14 protein-coding genes and 1 pseudogene are annotated in these 18,730 nt (G+C 72.6%); 13 read left to right on the top strand and 2 right to left on the bottom strand.

Annotation, left to right across the window (positions count from 1 at the left end; translation table 11 throughout):
• Window positions 1-96: 96 nt before the first annotated feature.
• The 9 genes and pseudogenes from ITX44_RS27845 (at window position 97) to holA (ending at window position 9,139) form a co-directional block, all read left to right on the top strand.
• Entirely contained in the window at window positions 97-732 is a 636-nt protein-coding gene (locus ITX44_RS27845; protein WP_205360178.1) for a hypothetical protein, read from the top strand.
• Between the two features lie 138 nt (window positions 733-870).
• Entirely contained in the window at window positions 871-1,716 is an 846-nt protein-coding gene (locus ITX44_RS27840) for a DegV family protein (RefSeq protein ID WP_205360177.1), read from the top strand.
• 768 nt (window positions 1,717-2,484) lie between these two features.
• Entirely contained in the window at window positions 2,485-3,138 is a 654-nt protein-coding gene (locus ITX44_RS27835) for a ComEA family DNA-binding protein (protein ID WP_307795515.1), read from the top strand.
• Between the two features lie 143 nt (window positions 3,139-3,281).
• The gene (locus tag ITX44_RS27830; protein ID WP_307795514.1) at window positions 3,282-5,726 is read left to right on the top strand and encodes a ComEC/Rec2 family competence protein; all 2,445 of its coding nucleotides are present in this window, start codon (window positions 3,282-3,284) and stop codon (window positions 5,724-5,726) included.
• A 56-nt stretch (window positions 5,727-5,782) separates the two neighbouring features.
• Entirely contained in the window at window positions 5,783-6,397 is a 615-nt protein-coding gene (locus ITX44_RS27825) for a winged helix-turn-helix domain-containing protein (RefSeq protein ID WP_205360175.1), read from the top strand.
• Window positions 6,394-7,200: pseudogene (locus ITX44_RS42795) on the top strand (MFS transporter); the annotation flags it as partial. The gene ITX44_RS27825 and the pseudogene ITX44_RS42795, both read left to right, overlap by 4 nt.
• A 61-nt stretch (window positions 7,201-7,261) precedes the next feature.
• Window positions 7,262-7,690 carry an MFS transporter gene (locus ITX44_RS42790; RefSeq protein WP_307795513.1) on the top strand — a complete coding sequence of 143 codons (429 nt, stop codon included), beginning with the start codon at window positions 7,262-7,264 and terminating at the stop codon, window positions 7,688-7,690.
• 70 nt (window positions 7,691-7,760) lie between these two features.
• A complete protein-coding gene (locus ITX44_RS27815; protein ID WP_205360174.1) occupies window positions 7,761-8,000 on the top strand; it encodes a hypothetical protein in 240 nt (79 codons plus the stop codon).
• A gap of 158 nt (window positions 8,001-8,158) precedes the next feature.
• On the top strand, window positions 8,159-9,139 hold the full coding sequence (gene holA, locus ITX44_RS27810; protein WP_205360173.1) for a DNA polymerase III subunit delta: 981 nt from the start codon (window positions 8,159-8,161) through the stop codon (window positions 9,137-9,139).
• Between the two features lie 100 nt (window positions 9,140-9,239).
• On the opposite strand, the gene ITX44_RS27805 is transcribed toward holA, so the two are convergent.
• Entirely contained in the window at window positions 9,240-9,854 is a 615-nt protein-coding gene (locus ITX44_RS27805; RefSeq protein WP_205360172.1) for a hypothetical protein, read from the bottom strand.
• Between the two features lie 768 nt (window positions 9,855-10,622).
• Window positions 10,623-10,889: a 30S ribosomal protein S20 gene (gene rpsT / locus ITX44_RS27800; RefSeq protein WP_205360171.1), complete on the bottom strand. Its 267-nt coding sequence runs from the start codon at window positions 10,887-10,889 to the stop codon at window positions 10,623-10,625.
• Between the two features lie 215 nt (window positions 10,890-11,104).
• Between rpsT and lepA the strand changes: the two genes are divergently transcribed.
• From lepA to hemW, 4 genes are all read left to right on the top strand, one after another.
• Window positions 11,105-12,991, top strand: a complete 1,887-nt coding sequence (gene lepA, locus ITX44_RS27795; protein WP_205360170.1) for a translation elongation factor 4 — start codon at window positions 11,105-11,107, stop codon at window positions 12,989-12,991.
• A gap of 229 nt (window positions 12,992-13,220) precedes the next feature.
• Window positions 13,221-15,101, top strand: a complete 1,881-nt coding sequence (locus tag ITX44_RS27790; protein ID WP_205360169.1) for an AMP-dependent synthetase/ligase — start codon at window positions 13,221-13,223, stop codon at window positions 15,099-15,101.
• A 411-nt stretch (window positions 15,102-15,512) separates the two neighbouring features.
• Window positions 15,513-17,159 carry a SpoIIE family protein phosphatase gene (locus ITX44_RS27785; RefSeq protein WP_236061818.1) on the top strand — a complete coding sequence of 549 codons (1,647 nt, stop codon included), beginning with the start codon at window positions 15,513-15,515 and terminating at the stop codon, window positions 17,157-17,159.
• Between the two features lie 132 nt (window positions 17,160-17,291).
• Window positions 17,292-18,524 carry a radical SAM family heme chaperone HemW gene (gene hemW / locus ITX44_RS27780; protein ID WP_205360168.1) on the top strand — a complete coding sequence of 411 codons (1,233 nt, stop codon included), beginning with the start codon at window positions 17,292-17,294 and terminating at the stop codon, window positions 18,522-18,524.
• Window positions 18,525-18,730 lie beyond the last annotated feature (206 nt).

Raw genomic sequence — 18,730 nt, 5'->3', positions numbered from 1 at the left:
GGGGATCCAACGGATCCCGGAGCCCGCTCCCGTCCGGTTACCGTGGACAACAGGGCCCGGCGCCCACGAGGTGCCGCCGATACTGAGGAGTCGCCCGTGGACATCGCCGCCGTGGTCGCTCTCGTGTTCTTCCTCGCCTTCGTCACCCTGGCCGTGGTGGCGACAGTCCGCACCGTCCGAACGGTCAGACGCACCATCTCCCGGGGCAGTGCCCAGGCCCGCCGTGTGGTGGAGGACAGCAGACTGCGCGCCCGCCGCCTCGCCCTCACCGGGCCCGCCGGCGAGCTGGTCCAGCTGCGCCTGGACCTGCGCGCCTCCATCGACAGCACCTACACCGCCCTCGAGGAGCGGCGCGACGAGGACGCTTCCCTCTCCGAGGCCAGCCAGCTCTTCGCCCGCCTCAACGAGCACGCCCGTGCCCTGGACAACGAGCTCCGGCTCCTCGAACGCGAACCCGACCGGGCCCGCCTCGCCAAGCGCCTGCCCCCGCTGGCCAAACGCGTCCGCCGGATCACCCACGCCGCCGACTCCCTGCGCTGGGCCGCCCAGGACCGGGCCCGCCGCTTCGCCGACGACGAGTTGTCCGCCCTCAGCCGCGACATCCAGATCGAAGCCGACGCCCTGCGGCACTGGGTACCCCCGGCCGGCCCCGCAGTCCCCGGCCCCGACCCGCTCGGCCCCACGCCCGCCCCGGCGGAATGGCCCAAGCTGGAAAAGCCGCCGGGCGAGTGACCGGACCCGCCGGGCCACCCCGGCACCGAGGCCGTCCGGCCCGCGTGCGGCCGCGTCCGGCCCCGCACGAGCGCGTGCCGGGCGGCGCGGGCAAGCCCGAAGTGTTCGTTCATGAACCTCCCGGGTAACCTCCCGCACATGTCCCCGCATGTCGCCATCGTCACGGATTCCACGGCCTACCTGGGGCGGGAGGCCATCCAGCGCCACGGCATCACCGTGGTCCCGCTCACCGTGGTGATCGGCGACGAGGCCCTTGAGGAGGGCACGGAGATCTCCGCCCCGGCCGTCGCCCGGGCCCTTCAGCGACGGCATTCCGTCACCACGTCGCGTCCGGCCCCGGCCGAGTTCACCGCCGCGTACGAGGCGGTGGCGGCTTCGGGTGCCGACGCCATTGTGTCCCTTCATCTCTCCTCCGATTTCTCCGGTACGTACGACGCCGCGTGCGTCGCCGCCAGGTCCGCCCCGGTGCCCGTCAGTGTGGTGGACACGGGAATGGTGGCCATGGCCCTCGGCTTCACCGTCCTGTCCGCGGCCGAGACCGCGGAGGCCGGTGGCACTCCCGACGAGGTCGTGGCCGCCGCCGAGAAGCGGGCGGCCGACACCTCGGCCGTCTTCTACGTGGACACCCTCGACTACCTCCGCCGCGGCGGACGCATCGGTGCCGCCCAGGCCCTCGTGGGCTCAGCTCTTGCCGTCAAACCCCTCCTTCGTCTCGCCGACGGCCGCATCGAGTTGCTGGAAAAGGTCCGCACCGCCTCCAAGGCCCTCGCCCGGCTCGAAGACGTCGTGGTCGAGCAGTCCGGCACCCGCCGGGTCGCCCTCGCGGTCCACCACCTCGCCTCCCCCGATCGCGCCGCCACCCTCGCCGACCGCCTCCGCGACCGCGTCCCCGGCCTGGACACGCTCGTCGTCAGCGAAGTGGGGGCCGTGATCGGGGCCCACGCGGGACCGGGCCTGCTCGGCGTGGTGGTCTCGCCGTACTGACCCCGCTCCCGGCCGATCCTGTCGTTCCCCTGCCGGCCCGGTAGGGCGACCTCCCCCTGGACTGTCGTGTCCGCTCATTTGTCTGCGCGCCCGCGGACCCGTTTGAGCGGTCGGGCCGGGGCGGGCCCGGTCCGATCCGACGTCTCGATCATGCACCCGATCACACACAGTCACACCACCTCGGAAGCGAACTCACTCGAACGAGTGGTCGAGTTATCCACAAGGGCCGAGTTGTCCACAGATCTCGACCAAGATCGTTCCGAGGGTCTTGCGCGGTCCACCATCGACTGCATGAACACATGGAATTCATCGGACTCGGCAGACTCGTCGGTCCTCGCAGCGGGCCCGGGCGGTCAGGCCGGTGCGGCCGGTTCGGCAGAGGCAACCGACCTGGCAGGTCCGGCTGTCGCGGTCACCGGTTTTCCCCGGGTCGTGATCCCGCCCGGGCGCGGTCGGCACGGGCGGGAAGCCGCCGCGGCGCTCACCCGTGACCGGCTGGCCGCGATGTTCGGACCACCGCGCCCGCCCGACGAACTCGTGGGGCCACGTCCCCCCGACCCGCCATCGCTTCGACCACGTCTTGACCCCTTGACGGGCGCGGGGACCTACGTCGCGACGCCGGAGCCGGTCCCGGAGACCCCATATACACAGGCCTCGTATACGCAGAGTCATTCAGGGGCGGTGCCGCCGCCGTCGGGCCTCGCTGCGCCACCGCGAGAGCCCGAGCCCGCGGTGGAGGCGGACCAACCGGGCACGCGCTTGAGCGGTGTGCCGACGTTCGGTGGGTCCCGGCTCGACCGCCTGCGGGCGTGGCTGTACGTACGGTGCGGCCTGGAGTTGAAGACCGTCCTGGCCCTCGCGGTCGTGCTGGTGGTGGCCGCAGGGCTGGCCTTTCACCACTACTGGACGGGCCGGCCGCGAACCGTTCCCGTTCCACCCCCGCTGGCCGCTCCCGCCCCGCCCAGGCAGGCGGCCCGCGCAGCTCCGCAGGAGCTCACCGTGGATGTCGCGGGCAAGGTCGCCAGGCCCGGCCTGCGCAAGCTGCCCAAGGGCTCCCGGGTCGCCGACGCGCTGACAGCAGCGGGAGGAGCGTTGCCGGGGGCGAACACGACCATGCTCAACCTGGCCCGCCCCCTCACGGATGGTGAACAGATCCTGGTCGGTGTCGCCCCGCCTGCTGCCGGCCCGGCCCCGCTACCGGGCGAACCACAGGCTGGGGCCGCCCCCTCGACGCCGCTCGACCTCAACACAGCCACGGCCGCCCAGCTCGACGCACTGCCCGGAGTCGGTCCCGTGCTGGCCCAGCACATCATCGACTTCCGTACCCAGCACGGCACCTTCACCTCGCTTCAGCAACTCCGGCAGATCCCTGGCATCGGCGACCGCAAGTTCAGCACCATCAAGCCCCTGGTCCACCCATGAACGCCCGCACTGGACCCAGCGACGGCCGGCGCGCCGAGAGACGCACCCTTATTGCTCCGCCACGGCCCGGCATGACTGGAACTGCACCCGTCAGCTCAGCAGTCCGCCCGGCCGAGGCCGCCCCGGGACCGGGACACCGGACGGTGACGCTGCCGACCGCCGGTGAGGCACGGGCCGCGGTGCACGCGGAGGCCGCCTCCCCGCTCGGGGCGTCGCATCCGCGGCAGGAAGGGCCGCCGGACTGGCGGCTGGTCGGACCCGCCGTGTCGGTATGGGCCGCGGCGGCGGTGGCGCCCGGGTTCGGCCCCGGACGGGTCCTGGCAGTGGCGGGTGCGGTGGTGGCGCTCGGGGCAGTGCTGATCGGCCTGCGCAGGGGCCTGGCGCTGGCGGCAGCGGCAGCCCTGTTCTGCGGGGCGGCGGGCGCCGGGGCGGCGGTGCTGAAAGAGGCAGACGCGCGGCGCGGACCGTTGCCCGGGCTGGCGCGGGCGCGGGCCACCGCCGAGGCGGAGATCACGGTGACGGGGGACCCGTTCGAGGTCAGGCCGCATGTGCTGGGGGCGGTCAAGGCGCCGCGTACCGTGGTGATCCCGGCGGTGGCCCGGAAAGTGGGCAGGACCCGAATCCGGACCCCGGTCACGGTGTTCGCGCAAGGCGCCACTGCCGATGCCTGGCTGCGCCTGGTCCCGTCCACGCGGGTGGTGGTGAACGCACGCTTGGCCCCGCCGAACACGTTGCAGGCCCGGGGATCCCCGAGGATCACGGCCGGTCCGAGCGCCGTGCAGGGGATCGCGGCCCGGTTGCGGGCCGGGCTGCGGACGGCGGCGACGCCGTTGCCGCAGGACGCCCGGGCACTGCTTCCGGGGCTGGTGGTGGGGGACACGAGCGCGGTGACACCGGAGCTGAAGAACGCCTTCAAAGCGACCGATCTGGCGCATTTGACGGCGGTTTCCGGGGCGAACCTCACCATCATCCTGGTGCTCCTGATCGGCCCAGCGGGGATGGCGAGCCTGGCGGAGCGGCGGGGACTGGCCGCGGCGCTGGGGTTGCCGCTGCGGTGGACGGCGTTCCTGGGGGTCGGGCTGACCGTCGCCTTCGTCCTGGTGTGCCGGCCGGGTCCGAGTGTGCTGCGCGCGGCGGCCTGCGGGCTGATCACGCTGCTGGCGATCGCCACGGGCCGCCGTCGATCGCTGCTGCCGGCCCTGCTGACGGCGGTGATCGGGCTGGTGCTCTACGACCCGGATCTGGCGAGGTCGTACGGGTTCGCGCTGTCGGTTCTCGCCACCGGCTCCCTGCTGACACTGGCCCCCAGGTGGAGTCAGGCGCTGCGCGCCCGAGGGGTGCGGCCCCGCCTGGCCGAGGCGCTGGCGACGGCGGCCGCCGCGCAGGCGGTGTGCGGCCCGGTGATCGTGCTGCTGTCGGCCCGGCTCAGTCTGGTGGCGGTCCCGTGCAATCTGCTGGCCGAACCGGCGGTGGGGGCCGCCACCGTCATCGGGTTCGCGGCGATGGCGGCGGCTCCGTTCGCCCTGCCGGTCGCGCAGGTCCTGGCCTGGACGGCGGGGTGGCCGACGCTGTGGATCGCGGCGGTGGCCCGTCACGGGGCGGCGCTGCCGGGCGCGGATATCCGCTGGCCCGGGGGCTGGCCGGGCGCTGCGCTGCTCGTGGTGGTGACCGTTGCGGCGGTGGTCTGCGGGCGGCGGATCGTCGGGGTGGCGCGGCGGCCGTGGGCGGTGGTGGTGGGTGCGCTGGTGCTGCTGCTGTGGGTGGTCCGGCCGGTGCCGCTGCCGTTGCCGGCCTCGGGGTGGCCGCCGACGGGGTGGCGGATGGCGATGTGCGACGTCGGGCAGGGCGACGCGCTGGTGCTGGCGGCGGGGCCGGGCACCGCGGTGGTGGTGGACACGGGGCCCGATCCGGTCCTGGCCGACCGTTGTCTCAGGCGTCTGCGGGTCACTGCGATCCCGCTGCTGATCCTCACCCACTTCCATGCCGACCATGTCGACGGTCTGCTCGGGGTGCTGCGCGGGCGGCGGGTGGGCGCGATCGAGACCACCGTTCTCGCCGAACCGGCACCGCAGGCCGCCCAGGTCCGGCGCGAGGCGGTGGCGGCCCGGATCCCCCTGGTCCAGGCGGCGGCCGGTGAACAGCGCCGACTCGGCCCCCTGGAGTGGCGGGTCCTGTGGCCGCCGCCCACCGCGGACGACCTGCCCGACGACGGCCCGAACGACTCCAGCGTCGCCCTGCTGGTCCGCACCGGTGGCCTGACCCTGCTGCTGATGGGCGACCTCGAACCGCCCGCCCAGGAGGAACTGCTCACCACGGTGCCCGACCTGCCACGGGTGGACGTGCTGAAGGTCGCGCATCACGGTTCGGCGTACCAGGACCCGGCGCTGCTGGCGCGGCTCCACCCGCGACTGGCGCTGATCAGTGTCGGGGCCGGTAATCCCTACGGGCACCCGGCGGTGCGCACGGTCGGGGAGTTGCGGGCGCTGGGAGCGGTGGTGCTGCGGACGGACACCGACGGTCCGGTGGCGGTGGCGGGGGACGGCCCGGCGGGGCTGCGGCCGGTGGTGGCCGGGCACGGCGGCATATGAGAGGGCATCTAAAGAAACCGTTGTAAAGGAGTCTTTAGAAAGGTAGCTTGAGATGCATGACGGACAAGCCCGGGAACCGACAGGTACGACTGACCGATCCGCGCGCGCTGCGGGCGTACGCGCATCCGACGCGGATGGCGTTGGTGGGGCTGCTCAGGCGGGAGGGGCCGTTCACGGCGACGCGGGCGGCGGAGCTGACGGGGGAGTCGGTGGCGAGCTGTTCGTACCACTTGCGGATGCTGGCGAAGTACGGGCTGGTGGAGGAGGCGGACCCGGAGGGGCCGGGACGGGAGAAGCCGTGGCGGGCCACCGCGGAGTTCACGGACTGGCCCGGTTATTCCGCGGACCCGGCGGTGGCCCAGGCGGCCGAGGCGCTCACCCTCGCCGTCGCCGAGAACTACTTCCACCGCATGACCAGGGCCCTGGAAGCCCGCCGGGGCCTGTCCAGGCAGTGGCAGGAGGCCGAGCGGTTCAGCGACGTGACGCTGTACCTCACCCCGGAGGAGTTGGTCGGCCTCGGGCAACGGGTCGACGCCCTGGTGGCGGAGTACATCGACCGGGCCACCGATCCGTCGCTGCGGCCGGAGGGGGCGCGGAGGGTGCCGTATCTGCAGATCGCCTACGTCGACCTCGAGACACCGGACAAGGACGGGCCGGAGGAGCGGTCGTGAAGGCCGCGGTTCGGGTCCTGGGCGCCCGGGTGCCGCTGTTGCTGAGGGAGACGCAGTTCCGGCGCTATTGGACCGGGCAAGGCGTTTCGCTGCTCGGCGACCAGGTCACCTTCCTGGCGCTCCCGCTGGCCGCCGTGCTGGTGCTGCACGCCGGGCCCGCGCAGATGGGCTGGCTGTCGACGGCGGGGCTGCTGCCTGCGTTGCTGTTCTCGCTGCCCGCGGGGGCCTGGGCGGACCGCCGCGGCCGGCGCCGGCACATCATGATCGCCGCCGACCTCGGCCGGGCAGCGCTGATGGCGTCGGTACCCATCGCCTACGGGCTCGGTCACCTGACGCTCCCGCAGGTGTACGTGGTGGCGTTCGCGGTCGGCACGCTGGCAGTGGCCTTCGACGTGTGCGACGCGACCCTGTTCGTGTCGCTGATCCGGCCCGAGAGCTATGTGTAGGGCAACGCGCTGACGAACGGCAACAGGGCGTTCTCGTTCGTGGCCGGACCGAGCGTCGGCGGCCTGCTGGTACAGGTGCTGGCCGCACCCGTGGCGCTGGCGGTCGACGCGGCCTCGTATCTGGTGTCGGCGGGGCAGTTGTCCAGGATCGCCCCGGTGGAGCCGGAGGCCGCTGCCCCGAGCAAGGGGCACTTCACGGCGGGGTTGCGTTTCATCGGCCGTTCCCCGGTGCTGCGCGCGCTGGTGGCGTCGGCGGCCACCGTGAACTTCTTCAACTTCGTCTTCCACACCCTGGTGGTGCTCTACGCGGTGCGCGAGCTCGGTCTGAGTGCCGGAACGCTGGGTGTGGTGCTGGGCGCGGGCGCGGTCGGAGGAGTGCTCGGCGCGCTGGTCAGCGGCCGGGTGGTACGCCGGCATTGTGCTCGGCTTCGTCGGCTTCCCCGCACCACTGATCCTGGTGCCGCTGGCGGGCGGGCCGGAGCCGCTGATCTGGGCGGCGTTCTTCGGCTCGGAGTTCCTGTCCGGCCTCGGGGTGATGTTCCTGGACATAGCCAGTGGGTCGTTGCAGGCCGCCGTGGTGCCGGGGGCGCTGCGGTCGCGGGTGAGCGGCGCGTTCCGGACCGTGAACTACGGGATGCGCCCGCTCGGCGCGGCGGTCGGGGGCCTGCTCGGCAGCAGCCTGGGCCTGCGCCCCACCCTGTGGATCGCCACCGTCGGGGGTGTGCTCGGCGTCCTGTGGCTGCTGCCGTCGCCCATCCCGCGCATACGCGAACTGCCGGTCGCGGAGAGCCAGGGCCGGGAGGACGACCCGGGGGAGTCGTGGCAGCCCGCGCCGCAGTCCGCGTAGCGGCCCGGCGTCACGGCCGGCGGGACGCCAGGGCGTCGGGGCGAGGGGGACGCCCAGGGACAATGGCCGGGTGCGCGATACGACCCATGTCCTGGTGCTGCCCGACCGCGACGCCGCCGAGGAGGTCGCCGACCTGCTCGCCGCCCGCTTCACTCTGGACACCGAGCCGCTCCTGGTCCGCGACGCGCTCGCCGGGGAGGACGACGCGGAGGACGCCCAGTGGCTGATCGTGCTGGAGGACCCGCGCGACGTGCTGTCCCCCGCAGACCTCGACGCCATAGCGGCGGACTTCGACGGCTGGCTGGAGTAGCCGGCTTCGTATCCCCGCGGTACCTGTCGGTCGGCCTGCCTCCGCCGACGCCGGGCCCGTCATCCTGGATCCGACGCCCGACGCCCGACGCCCGACGCCCGACGCCCGACGCCGCCCCGGGCTCCCGGTGTCGTACGCCCGTGGGATGCTGGACGGCGATGGCCAGGAAGACCGCCCCCGACGACCTGCTCGCCCCGCTCACGCTTGCGGTGGGGCAGGAGGACCTGCTGCTCGACCGTGCCGTGCGCGAGGTGGTGACGGCTGCCCGGGCCGTCGACGCGGACACGGACGTACGGGACCTGACACCCGAGACGCTGCAGCCCGGTTCGCTGGCGGAGATCACCAGCCCGTCGCTGTTCGCCGAGCGCAAGGTCATTGTGGTGCGGAACTCCCAGGACCTGTCCGCGGACACGGTCAAGGAGGTCAAGGCATACCTGGGTGCTCCCGCCGAGGAGATCATCGTGGTGCTGCTGCACGCCGGCGGGGCCAAGGGCAAGGCGCTGCTGGACGCCGCCCGCAAGGCCGGGGCGCGGGAGGTGGCGTGCCCGAAGATGACCAAGCCGGCGGACCGGCTGGCGTTCGTGCGGGCGGAGTTCCGTACGCTCGGCAGGTCGGTCACGCCCGAGGCCGCGCAGGCGCTGGTCGACGCCATCGGCAGCGACCTGCGGGAACTCGCCAGCGCCTGCGCCCAGTTGGTGGCCGACACCGAGGGCACGGTCGATGTGGCGGTGGTCGCCCGCTACTACACGGGCCGGGCAGAGGCCACCGGGTTCGAGGTCGCCGACCTGGCGGTGACCGGCCGGGCCGCCGAGGCGCTGGAGCGGCTGCGCTGGGCGCTGTCCGTCGGCCAGCCCGCGCCCGGTATCACCTTCGCCCTGGCCTCCGGTGTCCGCGCCATCGGCAAGCTCGCCTCCGCCCCCCGCGGCGCCAACCCCGGCCAGCTCGCCCGGGAGCTGGGCATGCCGCCGTGGAAGATCGACCGGGTGCGGCAGCAGATGCGCGGCTGGAGCGCGGACGGCGTCTCGGTCGCACTGCGCGCGGTCGCCGAGGCCGACGCGGCCGTCAAGGGCGGCGGCGCCGATCCCGCCTACGCCCTGGAGAAGGCGGTCGTCACCATCGCCCGCGCCGCCCGTAGCTGAGAGCTGCAGGCACGACCGGCAGGCACGACGGCAGGTACGGCGGCGGCCCGGTGACGCGGGCCCGGCGCCGTACACGGAGAGCGGGGATCGGCCGCCAGGACTACTTCAGCTTGGCCAGCGTCGCCCGGGTCGAGGTCTTCACCCAGTCCGTCCCATCGTCGATGCTGGGCGGGGTCTTGCCGGCGCCGGTGTCGTACGAGGTGGCGTAGACGCTCCAGTTCATGGAGTACGTCATCCAGCCGTCCCGCACGGCGAGGGTGACGTAGCGGTCGCCGGAGCCGGAGGAGTCCACGGTGTCCTCGGTGACCAGATACGCCTCGTCGCCGAAGCCGCTGACCGGGACGACGTCGTACGACGTGCCGTGTTGCTTCCAGCCGAGCCAGGTGTCGGCGAACTCCGGTGCCGGGTCGGTCTTCTTGTGCAGGTCGACCTGGATGGAGAGGTAGGCGTCGGAGTAGCTGGACCCGGACATCTCCAGCCCCTCGTTGCACGACATCTCGTCAAGCGTGTCTCCCTTGGCGGTGTACGTGGTGGGGGAGTTGTCGGCCTGCGGGTACTTTGCGCGGAAGGCGGACACGTCGGCGGTCGCGCACAGGTCGTTCTTGAGGGTGTAGCCGCGCAGGTCCGCCGACGAGCCCGAGTCGTTGCGGGTGAGCAGCACCCCGCCGCCCCACGCCGCCGACGCCACCAGGGCGCCGGCAAGCGCCCACAGCACCGCCCGCCGTCCCCGGCCACCGCCCGCCGGCGCGCCCGCGGTCGGCGCGGGCCACCCGGGCATCCCCGGCGTACCGGACCCGCCCGACGGCGGCGCTGCTCCGTAATAGCCCTGCGACCTGTACGGACTGTCCTGGGGGCCGTAGGCGCCGTCCTGCGGCGCGTACGGATTGTCCTGCGCGTACGGATTGTGCTGGGCCGGTACCGGCGCTCCGTACCCACCCGGCGCGGAGTACGGCGACGGCGCGGGCCCCGGCGGCGGCGACCCGGGTGCGCCGGACGGCGACGGCGACGAGGACGGTGACGAGGGCGAGGAGGACGACGAAGACGCGCTCGGCTGGTCAGGCGGAGTCGACATGAGCCGAGAGTAGCCCCGCCACCCCCGACAAGCCCTTGTCACAAGGGAATTGGGGCCGCGGGAGCCGAGCCGGACCGGCGGCCGGGCGGGCGGGACCGGCCGGGGCCGCGGCAACCCCGGAAAGCACCCGGAAAACACCGTTGCCCGCCCGGGCGAACCCGGGCGGGCAACGGAGGAGCTCCTGTCACCCTCCCCCGGCTCCCCCCGAACGCCGCAAGCACGCGTGGCGAACGTCCGCGTGCGGCGCGCAACTGGCTGGCCGGGCGATGCCGGTCCGGGCGGTAGAGGGGCCGCTGAATCCGGTTTCCGGCGGTGCCGACCCGTGGGGGTGGCCCGAGGAAGGGCCCGGGGACCTGAGAGAGCAGGACCCGGGGGAAAGACCTGGAGGAACTGAAGAAAGGAGAAGAAGGATCAGCCCTGGAGCGCGGAGACCGACTGAGCCAGCGCCGACTTCTTGTTGGCGGCCTGGTTCTTGTGGATCACGCCCTTGCTCACGGCCTTGTCGAGCTTCTTGGCGGCCAGGCGGGCGGCGGCGGTGGCCTTCTCGGCGTCGCCGGTGGCCACGGCCTCGCGGGTACGGCGGATCGCCGTCTTCAGCTCGGACTTGACCGCCTTGTTGCGCTGGCGGGCCTTCTCATTGGTCTTGTTCCGCTTGATCTGGGACTTGATGTTCGCCACGAAAGAGCCTCATCGATTGGTCTACGGTCACGGTGAGCGCGCCTCGAACGAGCCGGCCCCCGGCCGCTCGGGGAGCGGGCACAGGGAGCCACCAGGCGCAGCAGCTCAGGTTACCAGCCGTGCTCGGCCCCTCCCAAACCGGCGCAGGGCCCGCGCCATGGGACTATGGGAAGCGACACACGCGTCTGAAGAAACCTCTAGAAACTGGACCCTGCGTGCCCGCGATCCCTTCTCATGTGCCGCACCACGTGCCGGAGCCCAGCCGTACCGATCCGGCGCTGATCCGCAATTTCTGCATCATCGCCCACATCGACCACGGCAAGTCGACGCTGGCCGACCGGATGCTGCAGCTCACCGGTGTCGTCGACCAGCGGCAGATGCGCGCTCAGTACCTCGACCGGATGGACATCGAGCGTGAGCGGGGCATCACGATCAAGTCGCAGGCCGTCCGGCTGCCATGGGCGCCGACCACCGGCGACCAGGCGGGACGTACCCACATCCTGAACATGATCGACACGCCGGGCCACGTCGACTTCACCTACGAGGTGTCCCGGTCTCTGGCCGCCTGCGAAGGCACGATCCTGCTGGTCGACGCGGCTCAGGGCATCGAGGCGCAGACCTTGGCCAACCTGTACCTGGCCATGGAGAACGACCTGACCATCGTGCCGGTGCTGAACAAGATCGACCTGCCGGCCGCGCAACCGGAGAAGTTCTCCGAGGAGCTGGCCAACCTCATCGGCTGCGACCCCTCCGACGTGCTGCGGGTCTCGGCGAAGACCGGCGTGGGCGTCGACGCGCTGCTGGACCGGGTGGTACGGGACGTGCCGGCGCCGGTCGGCGTCGCGGACGCGCCCGCCCGCGCGATGATCTTCGACTCGGTGTACGACTCCTACCGCGGCGTGGTCACGTACGTCCGCGTGGTGGACGGGCAGCTCACCAAGCGCGAGCGGATCCGGATGATGTCCACCGGCGCCACCCACGAACTGCTGGAGATCGGCACCAACTCGCCAGAGATGCTGCCCGCCGACGGTCTGGGCGTGGGCGAGGTCGGTTATCTGATCACCGGAGTGAAGGACGTCCGGCAGTCCAAGGTCGGTGACACCATCACCGCCCAGAGCAACGGCGCCATCGAACCGCTCGGCGGTTACAAGGACCCCAAGCCCATGGTGTTCTCGGGGCTCTATCCGCTGGACGGCTCGGACTACCCGGAACTGCGCGAGGCCCTGGACAAGCTCCAGCTCAACGACGCGGCGCTGGTCTACGAGCCGGAGACGTCCGCGGCGCTGGGCTTCGGCTTCCGCTGCGGCTTCCTCGGCCTGCTGCACCTGGACGTGATCCGCGAGCGCCTGGAGCGCGAATTCGGCCTCGACCTGATCGCGACCGCGCCCAACGTGGTGTACCGGGTGGTCATGGAGGACGGCGCCGAGCACACCGTCACCAACCCGAGTGAATTCCCCGAGGGCAAGATCGCCGAGGTCTACGAGCCGGTGGTGCGCGCCACCGTGCTCGCGCCCACCGAGTTCATCGGCGCGATCATGGAGCTGTGCCAGAACCGGCGCGGCTCGCTGCTCGGCATGGACTACCTCTCCGAGGACCGGGTGGAGATCCGTTACACCCTGCCGCTCGCCGAGATCGTCTTCGACTTCTTCGACCAGCTCAAGTCCAAGACCCGCGGCTACGCCTCGCTGGACTACGAGCCCACCGGCGAACAGAACGCCGACCTGGTCAAGGTCGACATCCTGCTGCACGGCGACAAGGTGGACGCGTTCTCGGCCATCACCCACAAGGAGAAGGCGTACGCCTACGGAGTGCGCCTGGTGGCCAAGCTGCGCGAGCTCATCCCGCGGCAGAACTTCGAGGTGCCCATCCAGGCCGCCATCGGCTCCCGGGTGATCGCCCGCGAGACGGTACGCGCGATCCGCAAGGACGTGCTGGCCAAGTGCTACGGCGGTGACATCTCCCGGAAGCGCAAGCTGCTGGAGAAGCAGAAGGAGGGCAAGAAGCGGATGAAGATGGTCGGCAGCGTCGAGGTGCCGCAGGAGGCCTTCATCGCGGTGCTGTCCACCGACTCCGAGGGCGGCGACGCCAAGGCGAAGAAGTAACCAGGACGGGAGACTCGGGGAGGCGCCACCCGCCGAATCCGGCCACCGGGCCCACGATGTGTGCAGATTCTGTACGCGCCGTGGGCCCGTGGTGTGTACGGATCACCCGTACGCGCGACATCGGGCAAATGCGACGGCCTCACCCTCTTACGTGCTCGCCACTGGCCCTCTACGCTGATCCGGCGGATAGTTACTGGTGAGTTAAGAACGCCCGTGCGCGGAGGTTGGCGTGAGCGAGACCCAGACGTTGATCCAGAATCGGCCGCCGTCCGTGGCCACCCTCTTCCTGGAACGCGTGGCCGCGACGCCGGATGCCGAGGCCTACCGCCGCCCGGTGCCCGCGGAGAGCGGCGAGGGGCCCGATGGCTGGAAATCACTCACCTGGGCGGAGGCCGCGGCCCGCGTGTACGCCATCGCCGCCGGGCTGATGGACCTCGGGGTACGGCCGGAGGAGCGCGTCGCCATCGCCGCCGAGACCAGCGTCGACTGGATCCTCTCCGACCTCGGCGTGCTGTGCGCCGGCGCGGCCACCACCACCGTGTACCCCACCACGAACGCCGACGAGACCGCGTTCATCCTCGCCGACTCCGGCAGCCGGGTGCTCATCGCCGACACCGCCGAACAGCTCGCCAAGGTCCGCGACCACCGCGCCGAGCTGCCCGACCTCGCCCACGTGGTGGTCATGACGCCGGGCGACGCGGCGGACCCCGGCGACGGCTGGGTGCTGTCCCTGGACGAGCTGGAGAAGCGCGGCGCCGCCTACCTCGAGCAGCACCCCACCGCGGTGACCGACGTGGTCGGCTCGCTCACCAAGGACCAGCTCGCCACCCTCATCTACACCTCCGGCACCACCGGCCGGCCCAAGGGCGTGCGGCTGCCGCACGACGCCTGGTCGTACATGGCCCGCGCCATCGAGGCCATCGACCTGCTCGACGAGAACGACGTGCAGTATCTGTGGCTGCCCCTCGCGCACGTCTTCGGCAAGGTGCTCACCGTCGGGCACATCGCGGTCGGGCACGTCACGGCCGTGGACGGGCGGGTCGACCGGATCGTGGCGAACCTGCCGGTGGTACGGCCCACGTACATGGCCGCCGTACCGCGCATCTTCGAGAAGGTCTACAACGGGGTCGCCGCCAAGGCCCGCGAGGGCGGCGCCGCCAAGTACCGGATCTTCCAGTGGGCCACCGAGGTCGCCCGCGACTACGCCCGGACCACGCAGAACAGCATGCGGCTGACCGGGATCGCCAAGGCCCCGGCCGGCCTGCGCGCCAAGCACGCGGTCGCCGACCGGCTGGTCTACGGCAAGCTGCGGGAGGCGTTCGGCGGGCAACTGCGCGCCTGCGTGTCCGGCTCGGCAGCGCTCGCCCCGGAGATCGGCTACTTCTTCTCCGGCGCCGGCATCCACATCCTGGAGGGCTACGGGCTCACCGAGTCCAGCGCGGCCAGCTTCGTCAACCCCGGGGAGGCGTACCGCACCGGCACGGTCGGCAAGGCGCTGCCCGGCCTGGAGGTACGGATCGGTGAGGACGGAGAGATCCTGCTGCGCGGGCCCGGCATCATGCAGGGCTACCACGGGCAGCCCGGGCTCACCGCGGAGGTGCTGGAGCCGGACGGCTGGTTCCACACCGGGGACATCGGGGAGCTCTCGCCCGACGGCTTCCTGAAGATCACCGACCGCAAGAAGGACCTGATCAAGACCTCGGGCGGCAAGTACATCGCCCCCGCCGAGGTCGAGGGCAGCTTCAAGGCGGTGTGCCCGATGGTCAGCAACGTCCTGGTGCTCGGCGGGGGACGCAACTTCTGCACCGCGCTGATCGCCCTGGACGAGCCGGCCATCCTCGGCTGGGCCGCCGAGAACGGGCTCGAGAGGCGCCCGTACGAGGAGGTCGTCGCCACCGATGAGGTGCGCGACCTCATCACGGGCTACGTGGACCAGCTCAACGAGGGGCTCCAGCGCTGGCAGCAGATCAAGAAGTTCCGGATCCTGCCGCGCGACCTCGACGTGGAGCACGGCGACCTCACGCCCAGCCTCAAGCTGAAGCGGCCGGTGGTGGAGCGGGAGTTCGCGGGGCTCATCGAGGAGATGTACGCGGGGGCGCGGGAGGCGTGACGGTTCGCTTTTCCGTTGCGTCGCCGTCCTTCCCGGCTTGGGTTCGTCCTCTCGCTCGGCTTCTTCCCGGGTGAACTGTCCGGTGGTGGGGGCGGGTTCGGCACCGCCGGTCCCCGCCGCGGGGCTTCCCGCCGTCGCGGCGGTTCACGGGGGCTGCCGCCCCCGCGGGCCCCGTCGCGTGCGGGGCCGCGCCCCGCCAGGGCCGCACAGGCGGAAAAAGGTGAACCGTAACCCACCCCGTAAGGAGAAATCGCACGGGTCGGGGGTAATTCACGCGGATGAGGGGCCCGGGCGTAACTGAGCGCACGCGGGGCGGGACGGTGTGTCACGCTCGGCGATGTGAGCCCACCCACCGTTAGCAGGACAAGTCTGCGGGGCAATGAGAAGGCCGCGGGCGAGGCACGGAGGTTTTTGCGGAGCACGCTGGCCGCGTGGGCGGCGCCGTGCTTCGGGGAGCGGGTGGTGGACGACGGCACCCTGCTGATCAGCGAGCTGGTGACGAATGCCGTCGTGCATGCCGGCACGTCCGTGGACGTGGTGTGCCGCCTGGACGCCGGACTGGTCATAGAAGTGTCGGATCATCATCCGGCGCGGGTGGTCCGGGAGGACCGGGGGGACGAGGGCGGCCGCGGCCTGCACCTGGTGGCGGCGCTCTCCGACGAGTGGGGCATCACCTACCGCCGGGACCGCAAGACGGTCTGGTGCCGCATCGACCTGGACCACGAGGAGGAGGAGACGGCGGTCGTACCCCCGCGGCGGGCGCCGGAGGCGCAGCTGCTGGCGCCCGCCCTGGTGCCGGCCCGCAGCCGCAGCGACGCCGAGTGGATCAGCCGCGGCTCGGCCTCCTTCCTCGCCGAGGCGTCCGACCTGCTGGCCGGCCAGCTGGACGAGGACAACGTCGCCTCGCTCGCCGCCCAGCTCCTGGTGCCGCGGCTGGCCGACTGGTCCGCGGTATGGCTGCACCCGACCGGCGGCGTGCCCCGGCTGTCCCGGGTCTGGCACTGCTCGGAGGCCCGTATCGACGCCCTGCACACCGCCCTGGAGAAGGCCCCGCCGGAACCGACCACCAGACCCGGCGCCCGGCGCACCGACTGGCCCGCGGCCGAGGACGCGCCGGACGAGGAGGGCGGCGCGCTGACCGTGCCGCTGATCGCCGCCGGCCGCTGCCACGGCACCCTGCTGCTGGGCCGCGCCGGGCAGGAGGGCCTGTCCGACGACCTGATCCACTTCGTGGAGGACTTCGGCCGCAGGGTCGCCCTCGCGCTGAGTACCGCGCGGCAGTACGCCCGCCAGGCCATGATCAGTACGGTGCTGCAGCGCGGCCTGCTGCCGCCCGCGACGGGCCGGATCCCCGGCGTGGAGCACGCGGTGATCTACGAGCCGCTGGCCGGCGACTGGGTCGGCGGCGACTTCTACGACCTGTTCCCGGCCGGCGACGGCCGCTGGTGCTTCGCCCTCGGCGACGTCTGCGGCAACGGCCCCGAGGCCGCCTCCCTGACCGGCATCGCCCGCCCGGTGCTGCGGCTGCTGGCCCGCGAGGGCTACGGCGTCTCCGACGTCCTGGACCGCCTCAACAAGGCGCTCGCCGACGAGGCCGCCACCGCGCTGATCGGCGAGACCGCCGCCTGGGACGGTGGCCCGCCGCGCTTCCTGTCCCTGCTCTACGGCGAGATCGTCCCCTATGCGCCCGGTTACGGCGCCCGCTGCACCCTCGCCTCGGCCGGCCACCCGCTGCCGCTGGCGCTGCGCCCCGACGGCGCGGTCCGCACCGCCGCGGCGCCCCAGATGCTGCTCGGCATCTCCGACAATGCCCGCTACACCAGCGAGTCCTTCGACCTGGCGCCCGGCGACACCCTGCTGTGCGTCACCGACGGGGTCACCGAGCGGCGCCGCGGCCGGCGCCAATTCGACGACGACGACGGCCTGGCCGCCGTACTGCGCGGCTGCGCCGGCCTGAGCGCCGAGAAGGTTGCCGAAAGGATCCGGCAGGCGGTGTACGACTACGACGACGCGCCCCCCACGGACGACCTCGCGCTCCTGGTGCTGCGGGCCCAGTGACGGTCGCCCGCGGCGTGTGGTGCCGCCCCCGGCGTACGGCGACGGCCACGGAGCACGGCGGCGCCCCGGGCCCGTACCGGATCCGTACCGGCCGCGGCCCGCGCACCCGCGGCCGTACCGGATACTGGAGAAATGCCTTCCGTACTGCCCGACGGTGAACCCGTGCCCGCCGACGGCGCCCTGCCGGCGCAGGCGCTGGACGGGGCGGCCGACCGGCCGCTCGGCTTCTACCTGCATGTGCCCTACTGCGCGACCCGCTGCGGCTACTGCGACTTCAACACCTACACCGCGACCGAGCTGCGCGGCTCGGGCGGGGCGCTCGCGGCGCGGGAGAATTACGCCGACGTGCTGATCGAGGAGGTCCGGCTGGCCCGCAAGGTGCTCGGGGACGACCCCAGGCCGGTGCGGACGGTCTTCGTCGGCGGCGGTACGCCCACGCTGCTGCCGGCCGCGGACCTCGGGCGGATGCTGGGCGCAATTGCGGCGGAATTCGGGCTCGCACCGGACGCCGAGGTGACCACCGAGGCCAACCCGGAGTCGGTGGACCCGGCCTACCTCGCCGGGCTGCGGGCGGCCGGCTTCACCCGGGTCTCGTTCGGCATGCAGAGCGCCAGCCCGCACGTCCTGAAAGTGCTCGACCGCACCCACACCCCCGGCCGCCCCGAGGCATGCGTCGCCGAGGCCCGCGCGGCCGGCTTCGAGCACGTCAACCTCGACCTGATCTACGGCACGCCCGGAGAGTCCGACGCGGACTGGCGCGCCTCCCTGGACGCGGCAACAGGCGCCGGGCCCGACCACGTCTCGGCGTACGCCCTGATCGTGGAGGAGGGCACCCAACTGGCCCGGCGGATCAGGCGCGGCGAGGTGCCGATGACCGACGACGACGTGCACGCCGACCGCTACCTGATCGCCGACGAGGTGCTGGCTGCGGCCGGCTACTCCTGGTACGAGGTGTCCAACTGGGCCACCACGGACGCCGGGCGCTGCCGCCACAACGAGCTGTACTGGACCGGCGCGGACTGGTGGGGCGCCGGACCCGGCGCGCACAGCCACGTCGGCGGGGTGCGCTGGTGGAACGCCAAGCACCCCGGCGCCTACGCCCAGGCCCTCGCCGAGGGCCGCTCCCCGGGCGTGGGCCGGGAGATCCTCGACCCCGAGGACCGCCGCGTCGAGCGCGTCCTGCTGGAACTGCGGCTCGCCGACGGCTGCCCGCTGGACCTCCTCAAGCCCGAGGGCGCCCGCGCCGCGGCCCGCGCGGTAAGGGACGGCCTCCTGGAGCCCGCTCCTTACGCCGAGGGGCGCGCCGTGCTCACCCTGCGCGGCCGGTTGCTCGCCGACGCCGTCGTACGCGACCTGGTGGACTGACCGCCCCGGCCGTACCCCGAGCACGTACGAAGCGGTACGAAGCGCGCCGCCCGAAACCCGCCGCCTGGCGACGGATACGCCCGGACGGAACCCGGCACCCCGGTTGCCGCTCTTACTCAGCGCTCCGGCGTCGCACAGACGCACGCGGGGCGTGGGTGAGGGGAAGAAGCGGAGCGGTGCGCGAAGCGGGCGGCGGACACGACGGC

Source organism: Actinacidiphila acididurans, assembly GCF_016918855.1.
Classification (GTDB): Bacteria; Actinomycetota; Actinomycetes; order Streptomycetales; family Streptomycetaceae; genus Actinacidiphila; species Actinacidiphila acididurans.
The sequence above is the reverse complement of the archived record's forward strand: the minus strand, read 5'-3'. Positions and strand labels throughout refer to the sequence as shown.